We start from the raw sequence: 16,486 nt of genomic DNA, 5'->3' as shown, positions 1-16,486 counted from the left end.
GAACAGAAAAAAGCTGAACAGAAAGAAAAAGCTGAAGAAAGACAAAAGGAATTAGAACAGAAAAAAGCTGAACAGAAAGAAAAAGCTGAAGAAAGACAAAAGGAATTAGAACAGAAAAAAGCTGAACTTGTAATAAACAGAGAAAATATTGAAGCAAAACAATTAAAAAAATTCCAACAATACGAAGAAAAATTAAAAGAAATTAAAGAGAAATCTCAAAATAAAATTAAGGCAAACATATCTAGTGATGAAATTTCTCTAAAATCTCAACAGTCTGAAGAACGAATTATTAAAAAATCTGAGGAAATTCAACAAAGACTTGCAGAAAAATCTGATAAACTGGATTCCAGAATTAAAAGCATTCTTGATAAGATAAATGATGGTCAATACATGGGAGTAAAAACTCCAACCAAAGATTATACCGAAACATTTGATCTGACATTTGATTCTGTAGGTGCATCTAAAATATCTGATTCGTCCCAAATGTCTACTATGACTGGCAAAATGACATTTACATTATATGATAAAAGTAAATCTGATCTTAAATTAGAATTAAATGAATGTAACATTGTAGTTGATGAAATTAATTATAATTGTGGATTTGGAAAAGCTAGAACTGTCTCTTCAGGACAATCAGGCGCTAAAGATTCGCTTGTAATTGTGGCCTTTTTAGAGGATGGTGTACTTGAAGAACTACATGCTACAATGAAGCTTTTTGTAAATGCTAATATTCCAATTAACAATATTGATCAATCTCAAGTTTCAATAATTGGTCCGCAAAGCAAAATTTCTAATTTATGGATTCTTAATGGTAATGCAACTCTAACTAAAATAACTTCTGAAAATACCGTCTCTGGAAATAATATTACTACTTCATTAGAAGAAGGAATGTCATTTGGCGATAAATGATGAATAGTGTTAAACCTTTATTTTTTAGTTTAATCTTCGTTGTTTTTTTTATTCCATTAATAATTCCAAACTCATTTGCAGATTCAGGAGTTGTTGCTATAGAATCAATTGATGTAATTTATAACATTGAACATGGAAATATTGAATCAATTTTTTTAGATCCTGACTTTTTTGAATTAATAATTACTATGAATACTCAAGATGATGGGACTATTGAAATTACAATTCCACGAGAGATCTTAGATGCAACATTTGAATCAACTGATGATATGTTTTTTGTTTTAGTAGATGGTTTTGAAACTAGCTATATTGAATCAAAATCTACATCAACATCAAGAACTTTGATGATTCCATTTTTTAATGGAGACTCAATTGTTGAAATTATTGGTACACATGCATTAAATCCATTTGTTTTCGAAACTGAAATTATAATTCCAAACTGGATAAAAAATAATGCTGGATGGTGGGCAGATGGATTAATCAAAGATGCTGATTTTGTTTTAGGAATTCAATATTTGATTAATGAGGAAATAATGACAATTCCTCAAACTCAATCAGGACAATCTTCACAGCAACCTATTCCAAACTGGATAAAAAATAATGCTGGATGGTGGGCAGATGGATTAATCGAAGATGCAGAGTTTGTTTCTGGACTTCAATATTTGATAACAAATGGAATCATACATGTATAATTTAGGCTCAATTATCCTCTAAATTATGCATTGATTTTAAGTCCTTTCTAAAATACTCTAAACTTTCTGGGATGGCAATTTTAATTGAATCCTTTAATGAAAGATTTTTCAGCTTTTTCTCATTCCATACTTTAGAGTTGAATTCAGTTATCTCTTTTGTAATCTTGCTTTGTTCTGGTATTGATTCAGATTTAACTTGATGTTGTTTATGTATACTATCTGATGAATACAATGTTTTCCAAAGATATTCTGTTATAAATGGCGTAATTGGTGCTAATAATTTCAAAATAGTTGACAGTGTTTTGTGTAATGTGTAAATTGCGCCATCTCTTTCTTCATCTGTAAATCCAATTCCATAAGCTCTTGCTTTGACCATTTCAATGTAATGTGCTGCAAAAATATTCCATGTAAATTCTCTAATTGCAATTGCAGGAATAAAGAAATTATATTCATCATATCCCCTCTTACATTCTTTGATTAGATTATCTAATTCAGATAATATCCATTTGTCTGTCTCTGTTGGAATTCCAGATTTAATTACTGGAAAGCTAGACAAAAATCTTGATACATTCCATAGTTTACTGAGAAATTTTTTTGTGGATTCAATTTTTTGTTCATTACATCTAAAATCATATCCATGGTTAATTTCACTTGCACTCCAAAACCTGAAAGTGTCTGCTCCAAATTGTTCAATTACTGGTAAAGGATCAATTGCATTTCCTTTACTCTTGCTCATTTTCATACCTTTTTCATCAAGACCGTATCCCATTATCCATGCTTCTGACCATGGTTTCTCTCCTGTCAGCTGCTCACATCTTAGAAGTGTATAGTACAACCAAGTTCTAACAATATCTTTTGCTTGAGGTCGAAGTGATGCGGGATAAACTTTATTGAAAAAATCTTGATCTCTATTAAATTTACAAACATAAAGTGGTGAGACACTGGAATCCATCCATGTATCAAAAGTTCTTTCTTCTCCTACAAATTCACTATTTCCACACTTGGAGCACTGATTAATAGGGCATTTTTCTAACCATGGTTTGTAATACTTTCCAGGCTCAGGAACATGTGGTTCTGAGCATTTTTTGCAATACCATATGGGTATCTCAGTACCATAATACCTTCTTCTTGAAATTGGCCAATCAATATTGATAGATTCTAACCAATTCATGAGAATCTGTTTATGCATTGAAGGATAAAATGTAATTTCTTGTCCTAATTTTTTCATTTTTTCAATTGATTCTTTTTGTTTTAGATAATATTCTTCCATTGGAATTATTTCAATTGGGTTTTTACTTCTTTCAGATACGGGAGTTCTGTGAATAATATCTTCAATTTTTTCAATTAATCCATTATTCTCTAAATCTTCAATAATTTTTGTTCGTGCTTGTTTTGGTTTTAATCCTGCATAATTTCCTGCAGCTTCTGTCATCTTTCCATCTAATCCTATAGCAACAATCTCTTCTAATTCTAACTCTCTAAATAATGCAACATCGTTTTGATCTCCGTAACTACAAACCATAACAGCTCCAGAACCAAAATCTTGATGTGCAGAATGATGTGTTCTTAGTTCTACTTCTGCATTAGTAATTGGTACAATCACTTTTTTACCAATAAAATTTATGTATCTCTCATCTTCAGGATTTACAATTACTGTTTTGCAAGCACATAGTAGTTCTGGTCTTGTACTTGCTATGATTATTTCTTTATCTGTCTCTTTAATTTTAAATTTCATGTAGACTAGTTTAGTTGGTAAGTCTTCGTAAATTATTTCGGCATCTGCAATTGTTGTACCTGATACCCAATCATAATTATTTGGTCTGTTTGCAAGATAGACCTGACCTTTTTTCCAAAGTTCAATAAATGTAGATTGTGTCAGTGATCTATATTCTTCAGAATCAGTCCTATAGTAATTAGAAAAATCTCCACTTATTCCCAAGCTTTTCATAATCAATATCATTTCATCTTCTAAATCATCAAGTGCAGATCTGCATAATTTTAGAAACTCACCTCGTTCAGTCTCTCGCATCCTAATATTGTGCTTTTTTTCTGTGTAAATTTCCACAGGAAGCCCATTTCTGTCAATGCCTATTGGAAAATACACATTTTTTCCAGCCATTCTTGCAGTTCGTGCAATCATATCAATCTGAGAATAATGTGCAGCTGCACCTATGTGCCAAGGTCTTCCTGACGGATAAGGCGGCGGTGTATCTATCGTGAAATTATCTTCCTTTGGAGTAAAATCATAAATCTTCTCATTTGTCCATTGTTTGAGAATCTCTTTTTCTAACTCTGGGTTCCAAGCTTTTTCTGCAATTTTTGGTTCCATTTCTTAATTATCTTGAAATATTTGAAATAATGTGAGATCCTTTATTGTATCCTTCATAAATGTAAACGCCAACGGCTTCTACATTATGAGGTAATTTAGGAGCCAGCAGTTTGATTATCTCACTTGAAAGATTTTCTACAGTAGCTTCCCCCTCCAATAGATATGCTGTATTTATTGGAACTTGAATGTCAAACATTCCTTTTGGACCATCAAATTGAATTTGATAATGTGAATCATCTTCTCTTTTTAGATATTTTCTGTTAATGAAAAATTTATGATCAAACTCTGCAACAACTTCTTTGATTATTTTTTTTGCAATGCCAAAATCAACAAGAAGATTGTCTTTCATTTGTCCAACTAACTCTACCATGACAGAAGATGTATGTCCATGTAAAATTGAACATTTTTCTACCAATGGAAGAATATGTGCATAATCAAATGAAAATGAAGCATCTTCCAAAAATATTGAACCTGTCTGTGGTGTCTTATCATAAAATACAATGTCCTGAAGTTCTTTGATTTGTGCTACATATTTTGCATGGCCTATTGCCATTATTTTTTGTTCTGGAAAATCTTCTTTGATTTTTTTGTATTTTATAATATCTTCATCATTATCAATTACTTCGATTAGACCTTTTTCTGTTTTAAAATCAATTGTAACTTCTTTACCATTTTTTAATATAATTTTGTGATTGTATTGGTATTCCTGATCTAGAAATGAGAGCATTTGAGCTACCGTTAGCTCTGTTCTGGTTTTTAACAGGTTTCCTTTTTTATCGATATATCTAAAATCTGAATCTAAAATTGTGGGACTTGTAGCCATTTGAAATAATTTGATTCTGGATATAATATAAATTCTGTAATGATTTTGTCTGAAATTCTTTGATTTTCTCTATTGTAATGAATTTAGAATTTTGGCTAGATTGACATCATTTTTTGTAATGCCTCCAGCGTCATGAGTTGTTAATTCTATAGTTATCCTATTGTAGACATTAAACCATTCTGGATGATGATTCATTTTTTCAATCTCCATAGCGGCTCTAGTCATAAAACCAAAAGCTTGATTGAAGCTCTCAAACTGAAACTCTCTGTGCAGCTTTTCGTTAACTACACTCCATCCTGGCAATTTTTTTAATTCTTCAATGATGTCATTTTCTGATAATCGTATCATATTTTTTTAGAAATAATCTTAAATTAAAAGATTGATTCATTACCTTTCTATATATTCAAAATTATGAGCGATAATGAATGAAATGAATAAAAAACTGCTTGAAAATATTAAAAATTCTATTTCTGAAACTGTTAGTACAAAGAAAATTGGGATTGCATTTTCTGGTGGTGTTGACAGTACACTGATTTCAAAAATTTGCTTTGAGATGAATTATGATATTACTTTATTGACAATTGGATTTGCTGACTCTCATGATATTTTATTTGCAAATGAGGTAAATTCATTTCTGAAGTATCGTCATCATATATTGGAAATTGATCCTGAAACTTTTCCTAACGTTACAAATAATATTCATGAAACTATAAAAACTGAGAATCTCTCATGGAATGAAAACTGTATTGCATTTTATTATGTTTCTAAACTTGCAAGTAGTTTGAATATTGATACAGTAATTACTGCAAACGGAATTGATGAATTATTTTGTGGGTATAACGCATATAGAGAAGCATTTTCTGGTGGGGAATCTCAAATAATGGAAGTAATGAATTCCAAATTAGATAATGAATTAAAAATGATGAAAGCTGTAAATCTAATTGCATCTGAATTTAAAGTACAAATCATTCAACCATTATTGTCTGAAAATTTTATAGAGTATGCAAAAAATATTCCAATTTCTGAAAAAATTCATGACTCAGAAGACTTGTATCGGAAACACATTATTAGAAAATTAGCAAGTGAAATCAACGTACCTGAAATTTCTTGTACAAAACGAAAAAAAGCATTACAATACGGTTCTAAAATTCATAAAGCATTGCTAAAAACTAAATAACTTTACTAATAGTTTTTTGAACTGATTTCTTTACATTACTAATTATTGCTGGTGATGCTCCAAGATGTTTCTCTGGTGAAAATATTGCATCAATTTCTTTATTTGTAAGTTTTGAAGTAAATGCTTTATCGTTTTTGATTGCATCAATATACTGAATTCCTTTGTCATTTGCCTCAAATGCAACTCTTTGCACGTCTCTATACGCAACAAATCTTGGAACGCCTTTCTTAATCAGTGCCTCTAAAACAAATTCTGCAAATATTTGCCCCTTTGTAATATAGAGATTTTCTACAATTCTTTTCTCATTTACCATTAGGTTTGAAACTATCTTGATCATAGTTTCTAGCATTTCATCTATCAGAATGGCCGTTGTAGGTAATACAAATCTCTCATTTGCTGAATTTGAAAGATCTCGTTCATGCCATAATGGGATATTTTCAAATGTAATTGCTATTTGGCTGCGTAGCATTTTTGATAACGATGAGACTCTTTCACTTTTTATCGGATTTCTCTTTACTGGAACTGCACTGCTACCCATTTGCCCTTTTTTGAATTGCTCAGCAACTTCGCCTATCTCTGTTCTTTGTAAATTCCTAATCTCAATTGCAATTTTTTCCAAAGTTGCCCCAATAAGTGCTAGTTCAAAAACATACTCTGCATATCTCTCTCTGGGAATTATTTGTGTGGTTACTTCTGCTGGAAATAGGTTTAATCGTTTTGCAACTCGTTTTTGTACTTCAAGTGATTTTGCACCCATTAATGATCCTGTTCCAACTACTCCTAGTGTTTTGCAAATTAAAACTCGTTTCTTAATTTCTTCAATTCTTTCTACATGTTTTGCCATTTCTGCTGCCCAGTTTGCAAATTTTAATCCAAATGATATTATGCTTGCATGTTGACCATGCGTTCTACCAACTGCTGGAATTTTACCATGTTGAACTGCTCTTTTTGCTAACAATGATGCCATTTTTGCAACTTTTGGTTCTATGATTTTTAGCGCATCTCTCATTTGCATAGAATTACTTGTGTCTACCAAATCATTACTTGTTAATCCATAATGAATCCATGGTCTTGCATTTTTTATACATTTTTCGCTCAATGATTCAACTAAAGCCGCTGTATCATGATCATTTTTTGCTTCTAATTCTTTAATTCTTTTTACTGAAATTTTTCCTGACATTGCTGCATTGTAAATTGTTTTACCAACTGATTTTGGAATAATTCCAATCTCGCTTTGTGATATCGCAGCTGCTCCTTCAATTTCTAATTGATAATTTACTTTTTTTTGTTCACTAAAAATATCCATCATTTCTTTAGTGCCATAACGTCCACTATCTATCGGTAAAATTGCCAATGTTTACTCTTTTATGACATTGAAAATAAATCTACTTATGATTTAAATTGGCTTGAGGCAAAATTTTACCAATCATTATGTCTTCTAATACTCCTAAAAAAATTGGAGAAAATCAGTATCTAATTGAGGCTGACTCTAATCTTGGAATGAAAGTTCCTGTAAAGATCTACGCTGATGAAGCCTTACTCCAAAAAATGTTATCAGATAGAACTATCATGCAGGCAAAAAATGTGGCAACCATACCTGGAATTGTGGGTCATAGTGTAGTTTTACCAGATGGTCATGAAGGATATGGTTTCCCTGTAGGAGGTGTAGCAGCTATGGATGCTGAAGAAGGAATGATTAGCCCAGGGGGAGTGGGTTATGATATTAATTGTGGTGTTAGACTACTCCGCTCAAATTTAACTGAGAAAGATGTTCGAGCAAAACTAAATGAACTTGTAACTGATCTTTTTAGTTCAATCCCATCAGGTGTTGGTTCCAAAGGAGCAGTGAAACTAAGTCATTCACAACTTGATGAAGTTCTTGTACGTGGTGTTGATTGGGCAATTGATAATGGATTTGGTTCAACACATGATGCAGATGTCTGTGAAGAAAATGGGCAAATAAAAAATGCTGATCCGAATAAAGTTTCAGATAAGGCAAGAAAAAGAGGTGCACCACAACTAGGAAGCTTGGGTTCTGGAAATCATTTTCTTGAAGTACAAAAAGTAGCTGAAATTCATGATGAAGAAGCTGCAAAAAGAATGGGGATTAAGGAAGGAACAATCACAATTTTAATTCATTGTGGTTCAAGAGGATTTGGTCACCAAGTATGTAGTGATTATTTGAGAATCTCTGAACAATCTATGGAAAAATATGATATTACTTTAGCAGACAGAGAACTTGCATGTGTTCCAAATACATCTGAAGAAGGCGAATCTTATCGAAAAGCAATGTTTGCTGCATTAAATTTTGCATGGAGTAATAGACAAATGATTACTCATTGGACAAGAAAATCTTTTGAACGAGTCTTTAATCAGTCAGAATCTGATCTTGAGATGAATTTGGTTTATGATGTTGCTCATAATATTGCTAAAGTTGAAAAACATAAAGTTGATGGCAAAGAAAGAAAACTTGTGGTTCATAGAAAAGGCGCTACACGTGCATTTCCTGCAAATCGAGAAGAAGTTCCTTTAAAATACAGAGATCTTGGTCAACCTGTTTTAGTTCCAGGTTCAATGGGAACTGCAAGCTGGATATTGCTTGGAAAACCAAACTCAATGGATTTGAGTTTTGGTTCTACAGCTCACGGTGCTGGAAGAACTATGTCTAGATCAAAGGCAAGAAGAGATTTCACAGAAGATAATGTCAGAAAATCCCTAAGTGATAAAGGCATATTTATCAAGGCATTAACGCGTGATGGAGTTGTGGAAGAGACTCCTCAAGCATACAAAGATGTTGATGCTGTAGTAGATGTATCTCATAATTTAGGAATAGCCACTAAAGTAGCAAAATTGGTGCCTATAGGTGTGATTAAAGGTTGAGCGAAGACGATTCTGAACTTGAAAGATTAAAGGCAAAAAGACTTGCAGAAATGCAACAAAATATCTCTAGAAAAAAAATAGAAACACCACCTGCCAATTTACAATCTAAAACAACAAAAAATCCTCGAGATGTTCTTGTTGGACATCTAGGATTCAGAGGTCTTGAAGTATTGCAGAATGCAGAATCCCAATTTCCAAATGATACTATAATGGTCGTAGAAAAATTAGCTGAATTAATTACATCAGGTGAAATCACTGAAATTCTTGATGGCGGAAAATTATTGGCACTATTTAGATCAATTGGTCTTAACATTAGAATGGAGACCAAAATCAATGTGGAACAAGACGGAAAATTTGTTTCCTTATCTGATAAATTGAGTAGTAAATCATCTGACGAAAGTGATTAGTCTTGAGTATTGTTTTTGAAATTAGCACAAAAAATTATCTTGATAATCTATTATTAATAAAAAAATCATTATCTCATATGGAAACTTTGGTTGGAGGTTATAATGGGTATACTCTAAGTGAACCCTCATCACAATTTGGATGGACTTTTTTTAAATTAACTTTTAAACAAAACTTACAACAAGGTATTGAAGAAAAATTTGCTGACATGCTAAGCAAATATCGATTCAAAAATCAATCTGAAAAATTTACTCAATTTATGACTGACTATTTTCAATCTAAAGGTTGTAATGTTAGAATAAAAGTATTGGACTAGACTCTTCTTCCTCTTTTTCCACCCTTTTTTCTGGTGGTATCATGAGGAATTGGTGTTACATCATCAATTCTTCCAATCTTAAATCCACCTCTTGCCAAAGCTCTGATTGCAGCTTGTGCACCTGGACCTGGAACTCTGGAACCTACTCCTCCAACAGCTCGTACTCTAATATGAAATCCTGTAAATCCTTTTGTATGTGCAACTTCGACAACTGCATTTGCAGCCTTCATTGCAGCAAAAGGTGATGATTCGTATCTGTCAGCATTGACATGAACTCCACCTGAACTAATAGAGATAGTTTCTCCACCAGTTAGATCTGTCATGTGTATGATTGTATTGTTATAGCTACTGTAAATATGGGCAATTCCCCATTTTTCAGGACCATCTGTCTTTGTTTCCGGTCTAGATTTAGTTTGAATCTCCTCTTCTTCTTCAATTGGGGATTCTACTTCAATCTCAGCTTCAATTTCTGACAATGTCTACTCACATCTAAAAGGGTTTAAAAAACATTCATTTTTTGAACCTATCTTGTTTCAGGTACGCGTGCTTTTTTCATTATTGCTCAAATACTATGTTTAATTTGTTCTTGTATGGCATCCATACTTTGGCTACTAATTGGCATTGTAATAATATCTGCAATTTCTGGCTCGCTAATCTTCGAATTTTTAACACCGAATAGCGATTCTATGACCTCATTAGAAAAAAAATGTGAAGACATTGCCAAAGAAGGGTTTCGAATACATACAATGTATCCAGATCTTCAACCCGATCAGCTTCCTTCAGCTGATATGAATAGATTAATGCATCTTGATGAAATATGGATCAAAGATTGTGTTTCCAGATTATCTGCAGAATCCGTCTTTAACATAATTCAAAAAGTAGAACATGATTTTTACTCTGGTGAATGATTATTTTGTAAAATAATGCCATCCCAAATCTTTCAAGAAACTAAATTTTTCCCCTTTCTGAACAAATACCCCTTTACCTTTAGTTACATATCCAATTTCAATAATTGGTGTCTTTAATGACGTAGCATTTTTTTCAATTATTGCCTTATATTTTTTTGAAACAGTAAATACAAACTCATATTCTTCTCCTCCATGAAATACTAGTTTATCTGGTTCTATTTTATTTGATTCTGCAAATTCTGATATTTCATCTCTTGTAGGAATATTGTTTATGATAAATTTACAATTACTTTGACTAGCCATTTCATTTAATGTAGTAGATAACCCATCACTGGAATCCATTGTAGATGTAAAATATTTTTTATTGTTTACACCAAAATCTAATCTTGGATTTGGCCTAAAAACTGAACTTATTGCCTTTTTGACAAAAGTTTTCTTAGCTTTCTTTTTTCTAAGTAAAATCTCTAGACCTGATGCAGTATAGCCAAAAGGACCAGTTACAAATATGATATCTCCAATTTTGGCTCCGCTCCTTTTGACTATCTTATTTGTAGTTCCAAATAAGGATACGGTAAATACAATTTCCTTTCCTTCATTGGTGTCGCCTCCTAAAATTTTGAACTTGAATTCTTTTGAGGCATTACTAAACCCATTTGATATTTCATTAATTTTTGAGCGTGAAATCGTTTTTGGCAAATTCAATGAAATTATTCCATATTGAGGTCTTACTCCTTTAGCAGCAAAATCACTAACACACGCTACAATGCTTTTTCTAGCTGCGTCAGAAATTTTCATTTTTGAAGGCATATCTGTACCTTCAACAAACGTGTCGATTTTGACTATGATTTTTGTTTTACCTACTTTGAAAATCTCTACATCTTCTGATACGAATTTCTTATTTCCTAATTTCTTTTGCAAATTTTTTATTATTGCATATTCATCTAATACTGTCATAACATTGTTTCACTAATTCTAATGTATTTTTTACAATTTTTTTACATTTATCTAAGTTGTTTGATTCTGCTGACACTCTTATGATGTCCTCTGTGTTTGATTTTCTAATCAAAACCCAACTATCTTCATCAATAATTCCTTTAATTCCATCTTGAGTGATAACTTCAGAATATTCTTTTGTAAGTTTTTTGGATACTTCATCAATAACTCTATCATGAAATACTGAATCCACTTTGATTTTCTCTCTTAACTGTTTGTAGCTCTCCATAAAATCTAATATCTCATCAAATTTTGAATTTTCCATCATTGAAGAAATAAGACCACTTGTTAGAATTCCTTCTCTACAAAAATTAAATTCTGGTAAGATAAAACCCCCACTACTTCCTTCTCCTCCAGCTTGTGCATTTGTTTTTAACATCAAATCTATTACATTTGCTTCTCCAACTTTTGATCTCTGCACACTCCCTCCTTTTTCTTTGATAAATTTTTCAACTGAAACACTTGTATCTATGCTAAATACAAATTTCTTATATCCTAATTCTAATGCTTTTGCTACTCCCAAACCTAAAGTTACATCGGGAGTTTGTTTTTCTCCTTTTCTTACAACAACTAGGCGATCTCCATCTAAATCAAAAGCAAATCCGATTCCTTTTTCAGAAGTTGCAGCTACAAGATCCGACAAGTTATCTGCAGTTGGATCAGGACCTCTTGAACAATTATCCAGATCTTCATTAATTACTTTGACTTTACATCCTAACTGTCTTAGTAAATTTGGCGCGAATTCTTTTGCAGCACCTCCACCAATATCTATGACTATTTCAGGTTGATTCTCGATTTGCCCAATCAATTCTTTTGCGTCTTGTAAATATGTTGATGTAATTTGCTCCTCAATGCCTATTTTTGACATTAAAACTTCTTGATTTTCAATAATCTTTGGAAGTTCTTTTTCATTAATCCCCCTTCCATTAATGATAAATTTTATCCCATTCCATTCTAGTGGATTATGTGAAGATGTGATGACTATTCCTGCTCCATATTTTCTTGATTCTCGAAATACTACTGGAGTTGGTACTGTTTCTAAATTGTAAACATTAATTCCATTTTTCATTAATGCTGCTGATGCTATTTCTTTGATCATCATTCCTGAAGGTCTTGTATCTTTGCCTATTACGCATTTTTTAGATTCAATCAACGAAGAAAAGTTATTACAAAAATACAATGTATCTTTTAGATTAAAATCCTCGCCAAAAATACCTCTAATTCCAGAAATTGTTTTTTTCATTTGATCAAAGTCGGAAAGGCTTTTTATTAACTCTGATGGCATCACCCAAAAGTGCCTTGGTAGCTCAGCCTGGTAGAGCGAACGCCTCGTAAGCGTTAGGTCGTGGGGTCGGAGCCCACCCGAGGCTTATAATAATTTCAAAAATTTTCAATTTTTTAATATTTTATTCATCAAGTGTTTCAATATCTGTTTCTAATTCTTTTCCCAATCCTTTCCACCACTGTGTTGTCTCGTTTGCCATTTGCCCTCATAATTGCTTTTAATTCTCCTTTATAGATCTGTCGGTTGATTTAACATTGATCAACACTCTCTAATAGTTTTAAACAGAATTATTTTGTTTTTGTCTTAATTTTTTACGATAAATTATAATTGCTAGTGCCCCAGCAGCACATCCAAAAAATACTGGCCATCGTAACTCGTTTCCAATCATACCTATAGAAGAATAAATTGTTCCACCAATTAACCCAAATCCGATCAGTTCAAGAATTTTTATCATTGTTTTTCTATTATATCACAGTTAAATCAAAAAGATATATGGTTTTGTAAATCATACTAGTTATGGATAAGTATCTGATGGTTGTTATGATATTTTTAATTGTCACAATTCCTATAGCGTTTATCTCCCCTACCACTGGCACAATGTATGACCAACCCCTTATTCCATTATTTTATACTGCAATTGCAGGAATATCTATAATTGTAATTTATAGCTCATATAAAGAAAGAAAGCAAAAACAAAAAGATAAGTTAAATCGAAGAACTAAAAAATAAATTTAAAGTTCTAATCCAAAGGATTCTGCAATGCCTGCAAACTTTGCATAAGATTCCAAATACTGTCTTCCTTTTTCAGTTATCACAAATGTATTTTTGTTATCAAATTCTATTTTATTGATTAATCCAGAACCTGTTAAATTTTCTAAGAACTTTGATAATCTAGAATGTGATAAATTTGCCTTTGTTAGTAATGATGTTGTTTTAATGCCCTCTTGACCAGATTGCTGTGTGACCGTCAAAAGGTCTGCTACTATCTGCATGCTTGTCCTATAGGAAACCATATAGTTATAGGTATAAAACTGAGATATAAGGGTATTACCATTAATTCAGATCAGATAAATACGCTCTAATCTGGTTTTGTTATGTTGACATCATCTATTCCATGGTTTGATAATTTTATGGGCGTAGCCTATCGTTATTATGATCTCAGAATGAATATCGTTCCTTTATTTGATGATCGAAAAGAGGCTTCAGGTATTTGGCATGATATAATTCATTGGTGGTTAGATTCAACGATCAAAATTAGATTTGTTGAGATCGATGATGAATATTGGATAATAATTGGTTCAGATTCTCAGCGCCCAGAATCTAATATGTCTTTTTTTAAAGTATTACAAAAATCAGAAAATTATGAACGATTCAAAAAGGGACATGGTGGAGAAGCATATTTGAGATTGGGAATTTACACAAAGAAATCTCGTAAGGATGTAAAAAATGACGCATTATGTGATTGTGGACATGCAGCAGAAGATCATGATGAAGGTGACGGTGATGTATGCTTATACAACGATTGTAATTGTAAAACATTTTCAAGTTTTCAGGTAAATCTACTAAAAAGAAAAAAAACAATCACTGACATTATATTTCTTGAAGAAAAAGATGTCAAAGAAGATCCACTTGCTTGGAACTGTCTTTATGTTAACAAATATTCAAAATCAGACTAGTCTTTTTCTTTATTTACTCTAATATGATCTCCAGGATAATGCTTGTCGATCTTCTTTGAATAACAATCACCGCAAATAGGACCTTTGATTCCCCATTCTTCCATGGGGTTAAAACGTAAAGATATTTTGCTATTGCAAATTGTACATTTTTCTTTGATTCCCAAATCAATTACGCTCTCTTTGATCTATATAAAAAAGATTCTAGAATCTATTTGAAAAATCATGTTAAATAATACCGGTTTATATGAATTCTAGGTAGGTAGTCTGACCAGTGTAAACCTCCTGCAAATCTTTACTTGGTTAGACTTCTACCTTTTTAAAATCTAAAACAAGTTATTTGCAAGTTTTTTCAAGGCTAAGATTTCTTCCTCCTCTTGCCTTATTTTTTTATCTACTACTCTAAGCATTGAATCATTCCATACATGTTGTGAGAAGAAATTATGCTTTGTATTTGCTAACTCTATTTCATCGTCTACTACTGTATCTTCTAAAAATTTAGTTACAACCACATCTGCAATTTTCAGAATTCTAGAATTTAGTTTAAAACTACGAAATATTGGTTCCATCCTTCTCACATCACTCTTGAAATCTCCTTTAGTTTCTAGTATTTTTTTATGTAAAATTCTAAAATAAACTCCTACATAAAATAAAGTTGCATATCTTTTTGTTTTATGACCTCCTTGTTTTCCATACTTTAATGTCTTTTTTGCATATTCTTTTACTAAATATGGATATAACAAAATTCTGTAATCGTCTTTTAGATTATCATTGAATACATCATCGTATTTACTTCCTCTTGGAAGAAATTGAGCTGGAGAACTATATGCTTCTGTAGGTCTTTGTTCGATTCCGGCAACTAGAGCTTGTATGGCGTCTTTTGCAACAATAACTTTTTTGTGATTATCTGGAAGATATTCATTATATAGAGAATCTCCTTGATATTCTGATTGTTTTGATTTTGATTTTGTATCAAACGAACCTGCTTGAATCTCATAAAAATACCCACAATTTTTTAATTGTGATTTAATAGACTTATGAAAATCCATTAGCGATACAAGATCTTTCCCTCTGACTGAATTCTGTGAATTTCTGTATTTTGTAATATTGTTCTGTTCTTGTTCATCATCTGCCTTGATTATTGTTACTGTCATAGAACCATCCATGTTTTTTGTTCTCTTTGAATGATCAAGAATTGAGTTGGAAGTCTGTGCACCGTTTACAATTTGTGGTGCATGAAGTTCTATGAGATTATCTCCCAATTCTTCAAAATCACTAACTACAATTGTAATTCCGTTATTATAATAAAAAAATTTTCCTGGATTACTTTGAAGCGTTTCTCTCAATCCTTTGTTTACTGTTGTTTTAAATTGCATCCATTGTCTTATGTTTGATTCAAACACATAATCTCTGTTTTTACTAACAAATTCAGTTAATTCTCTTAATTTTAAAATTCCTAAAATTGTATTCTCATGTCTAAGCATTCTTTCTAATTTAATAGATGATCTTTTTCCAGCAGCAGGTTTTTTTATTCTCTCCCATAATTTTTGAACAATTTTTTCTATATCTATTATTTCTATTATATCATCTTGATACTCTACTTTTTGATCTGTAACATAGCAGCATTTTATTTTCAGATTTTTTTCTTTGATCTTTGTAACAAGCTGAGCTAATTCAGGCCTCATTTTTGAAACGTCTTTTCCGAGTAAACGTTTTGCATCTTCTTTGAATTTTGCAATTGCTTCAAATGAATGTGAAGTCCCGTATTTTGATTGAAATAGGCGAATAGTATTATCTGAAAAATCTACTGGTAGATATGCATCAATGCCAAGATCATTTGCACCATCTACAATTGCATCTGCAGCATCATCTTCTGTAGCCTCAAAAACTCGTGTAAGCACCCATTGAAGAAAATTATTGCCTTTTTCTACTTCACTTTTTGAATCTTCTGCATATTCTTGTATGCTAACTCTTACATTTTCTGAAAATCCTTCTAATGGCATGCTAGAATTTTTCTGAGCTAAAAGTGTATGTGAACCTGGTATGTATTCTAGTAAGCTATTTCCGTTTTGAGCCAATTGTTGTATCTATTATGT

The 16,486-nt window shown here is 31.8% G+C and carries 20 protein-coding genes and 1 tRNA gene; 10 read left to right on the top strand and 11 right to left on the bottom strand.

Features of this window, described 5'->3' with window-relative positions; translation table 11 throughout:
- Together K5782_RS09245 and K5782_RS09240 are read left to right on the top strand one after the other, a co-directional pair.
- Positions 1 to 909, top strand: a 909-nt coding sequence (locus K5782_RS09245; RefSeq protein ID WP_297466007.1) for a hypothetical protein, incomplete at its 5' end; no start/stop codon positions are given.
- A complete protein-coding gene (locus tag K5782_RS09240; RefSeq protein WP_297466006.1) occupies positions 909 to 1,601 on the top strand; it encodes a hypothetical protein in 693 nt (230 codons plus the stop codon). The genes K5782_RS09245 and K5782_RS09240, both read left to right, overlap by 1 nt.
- 7 nt (positions 1,602 to 1,608) lie before the next feature.
- Here the strand turns inward: K5782_RS09240 and K5782_RS09235 are convergent, their stop codons facing one another.
- The 3 genes from K5782_RS09235 to K5782_RS09225 form a co-directional block, all read right to left on the bottom strand.
- Positions 1,609 to 3,930 (bottom strand): valine--tRNA ligase, encoded by a 2,322-nt coding sequence (locus tag K5782_RS09235; RefSeq protein WP_297466005.1) that lies wholly within the window; start codon positions 3,928 to 3,930, stop codon positions 1,609 to 1,611.
- Between the two features lie 7 nt (positions 3,931 to 3,937).
- The gene (locus K5782_RS09230) at positions 3,938 to 4,753 is read right to left on the bottom strand and encodes a 6-carboxytetrahydropterin synthase (RefSeq protein ID WP_297466003.1); all 816 of its coding nucleotides are present in this window, start codon (positions 4,751 to 4,753) and stop codon (positions 3,938 to 3,940) included.
- A 69-nt stretch (positions 4,754 to 4,822) separates the two neighbouring features.
- The gene (locus tag K5782_RS09225) at positions 4,823 to 5,101 is read right to left on the bottom strand and encodes a 4a-hydroxytetrahydrobiopterin dehydratase (protein WP_297466002.1); all 279 of its coding nucleotides are present in this window, start codon (positions 5,099 to 5,101) and stop codon (positions 4,823 to 4,825) included.
- Between the two features lie 73 nt (positions 5,102 to 5,174).
- Between K5782_RS09225 and K5782_RS09220 the strand changes: the two genes are divergently transcribed.
- Positions 5,175 to 5,930 (top strand): asparagine synthase C-terminal domain-containing protein, encoded by a 756-nt coding sequence (locus tag K5782_RS09220; RefSeq protein ID WP_297466001.1) that lies wholly within the window; start codon positions 5,175 to 5,177, stop codon positions 5,928 to 5,930.
- Here K5782_RS09220 and purB read toward each other — a convergent pair.
- Entirely contained in the window at positions 5,923 to 7,284 is a 1,362-nt protein-coding gene (purB, locus tag K5782_RS09215; protein ID WP_297466000.1) for an adenylosuccinate lyase, read from the bottom strand. The genes K5782_RS09220 and purB overlap by 8 nt on opposite strands.
- A gap of 77 nt (positions 7,285 to 7,361) precedes the next feature.
- Between purB and K5782_RS09210 the strand changes: the two genes are divergently transcribed.
- The 3 genes from K5782_RS09210 to K5782_RS09200 are packed head-to-tail and all read left to right on the top strand — an operon-like array spanning position 7,362 to position 9,531.
- A complete protein-coding gene (locus tag K5782_RS09210) occupies positions 7,362 to 8,810 on the top strand; it encodes an RtcB family protein (protein WP_007551301.1) in 1,449 nt (482 codons plus the stop codon).
- Positions 8,807 to 9,217, top strand: coding sequence for a DNA-binding protein (locus K5782_RS09205; protein WP_297465999.1), 411 nt, complete (start codon positions 8,807 to 8,809; stop codon positions 9,215 to 9,217). The genes K5782_RS09210 and K5782_RS09205 overlap by 4 nt, the downstream gene beginning before the upstream one ends.
- Before the next feature lie 2 nt (positions 9,218 to 9,219).
- Entirely contained in the window at positions 9,220 to 9,531 is a 312-nt protein-coding gene (locus K5782_RS09200; protein ID WP_297465998.1) for a hypothetical protein, read from the top strand.
- On the opposite strand, the gene K5782_RS09195 is transcribed toward K5782_RS09200, so the two are convergent.
- A complete protein-coding gene (locus K5782_RS09195; protein WP_007551296.1) occupies positions 9,528 to 10,007 on the bottom strand; it encodes a 30S ribosomal protein S11 in 480 nt (159 codons plus the stop codon). The genes K5782_RS09200 and K5782_RS09195 overlap by 4 nt on opposite strands.
- A 114-nt stretch (positions 10,008 to 10,121) precedes the next feature.
- Between K5782_RS09195 and K5782_RS09190 the strand changes: the two genes are divergently transcribed.
- A complete protein-coding gene (locus K5782_RS09190; protein WP_297465996.1) occupies positions 10,122 to 10,439 on the top strand; it encodes a hypothetical protein in 318 nt (105 codons plus the stop codon).
- On the opposite strand, the gene thiL is transcribed toward K5782_RS09190, so the two are convergent.
- Entirely contained in the window at positions 10,440 to 11,393 is a 954-nt protein-coding gene (gene thiL, locus K5782_RS09185; protein WP_297465994.1) for a thiamine-phosphate kinase, read from the bottom strand. It abuts the gene before it with no gap.
- Positions 11,377 to 12,675 carry a phosphomannomutase gene (locus K5782_RS09180; protein ID WP_297465993.1) on the bottom strand — a complete coding sequence of 433 codons (1,299 nt, stop codon included), beginning with the start codon at positions 12,673 to 12,675 and terminating at the stop codon, positions 11,377 to 11,379. Before K5782_RS09180 ends, thiL begins: the two co-directional genes overlap by 17 nt.
- A 53-nt stretch (positions 12,676 to 12,728) precedes the next feature.
- Between K5782_RS09180 and K5782_RS09175 the strand changes: the two genes are divergently transcribed.
- Positions 12,729 to 12,802 (top strand) — tRNA-Thr (locus K5782_RS09175).
- A gap of 192 nt (positions 12,803 to 12,994) precedes the next feature.
- Here the strand turns inward: K5782_RS09175 and K5782_RS09170 are convergent.
- On the bottom strand, positions 12,995 to 13,171 hold the full coding sequence (locus K5782_RS09170) for a hypothetical protein (protein ID WP_007551290.1): 177 nt from the start codon (positions 13,169 to 13,171) through the stop codon (positions 12,995 to 12,997).
- Positions 13,172 to 13,233: 62 nt separating this feature from the next.
- On the opposite strand from K5782_RS09170, the gene K5782_RS09165 reads away from it, so the two are divergent.
- Positions 13,234 to 13,446, top strand: a complete 213-nt coding sequence (locus K5782_RS09165) for a hypothetical protein (RefSeq protein ID WP_297465992.1) — start codon at positions 13,234 to 13,236, stop codon at positions 13,444 to 13,446.
- 2 nt (positions 13,447 to 13,448) lie between these two features.
- Here K5782_RS09165 and K5782_RS09160 read toward each other — a convergent pair whose 3' ends face one another.
- The gene (locus tag K5782_RS09160; protein ID WP_007551288.1) at positions 13,449 to 13,709 is read right to left on the bottom strand and encodes a winged helix-turn-helix domain-containing protein; all 261 of its coding nucleotides are present in this window, start codon (positions 13,707 to 13,709) and stop codon (positions 13,449 to 13,451) included.
- 102 nt (positions 13,710 to 13,811) lie between these two features.
- On the opposite strand from K5782_RS09160, the gene K5782_RS09155 reads away from it, so the two are divergent.
- Complete coding sequence (locus tag K5782_RS09155; protein ID WP_297465989.1) at positions 13,812 to 14,393, top strand: hypothetical protein; 582 nt, start codon at positions 13,812 to 13,814, stop codon at positions 14,391 to 14,393.
- Here the strand turns inward: K5782_RS09155 and K5782_RS09150 are convergent.
- Complete coding sequence (locus K5782_RS09150; protein WP_297465988.1) at positions 14,390 to 14,557, bottom strand: hypothetical protein; 168 nt, start codon at positions 14,555 to 14,557, stop codon at positions 14,390 to 14,392. The two genes, K5782_RS09155 and K5782_RS09150, sit on opposite strands and share 4 nt — an antisense overlap.
- Before the next feature lie 159 nt (positions 14,558 to 14,716).
- On the bottom strand, positions 14,717 to 16,468 hold the full coding sequence (locus K5782_RS09145) for an AIPR family protein (protein WP_297465987.1): 1,752 nt from the start codon (positions 16,466 to 16,468) through the stop codon (positions 14,717 to 14,719).
- Positions 16,469 to 16,486 lie beyond the last annotated feature (18 nt).

It is taken from the genome of Nitrosarchaeum sp., assembly GCF_025699065.1.
In the GTDB taxonomy this organism is placed as follows: domain Archaea; phylum Thermoproteota; class Nitrososphaeria; order Nitrososphaerales; family Nitrosopumilaceae; genus Nitrosarchaeum.
The sequence above is the reverse complement of the archived record's forward strand: the minus strand, read 5'-3'. Positions and strand labels throughout refer to the sequence as shown.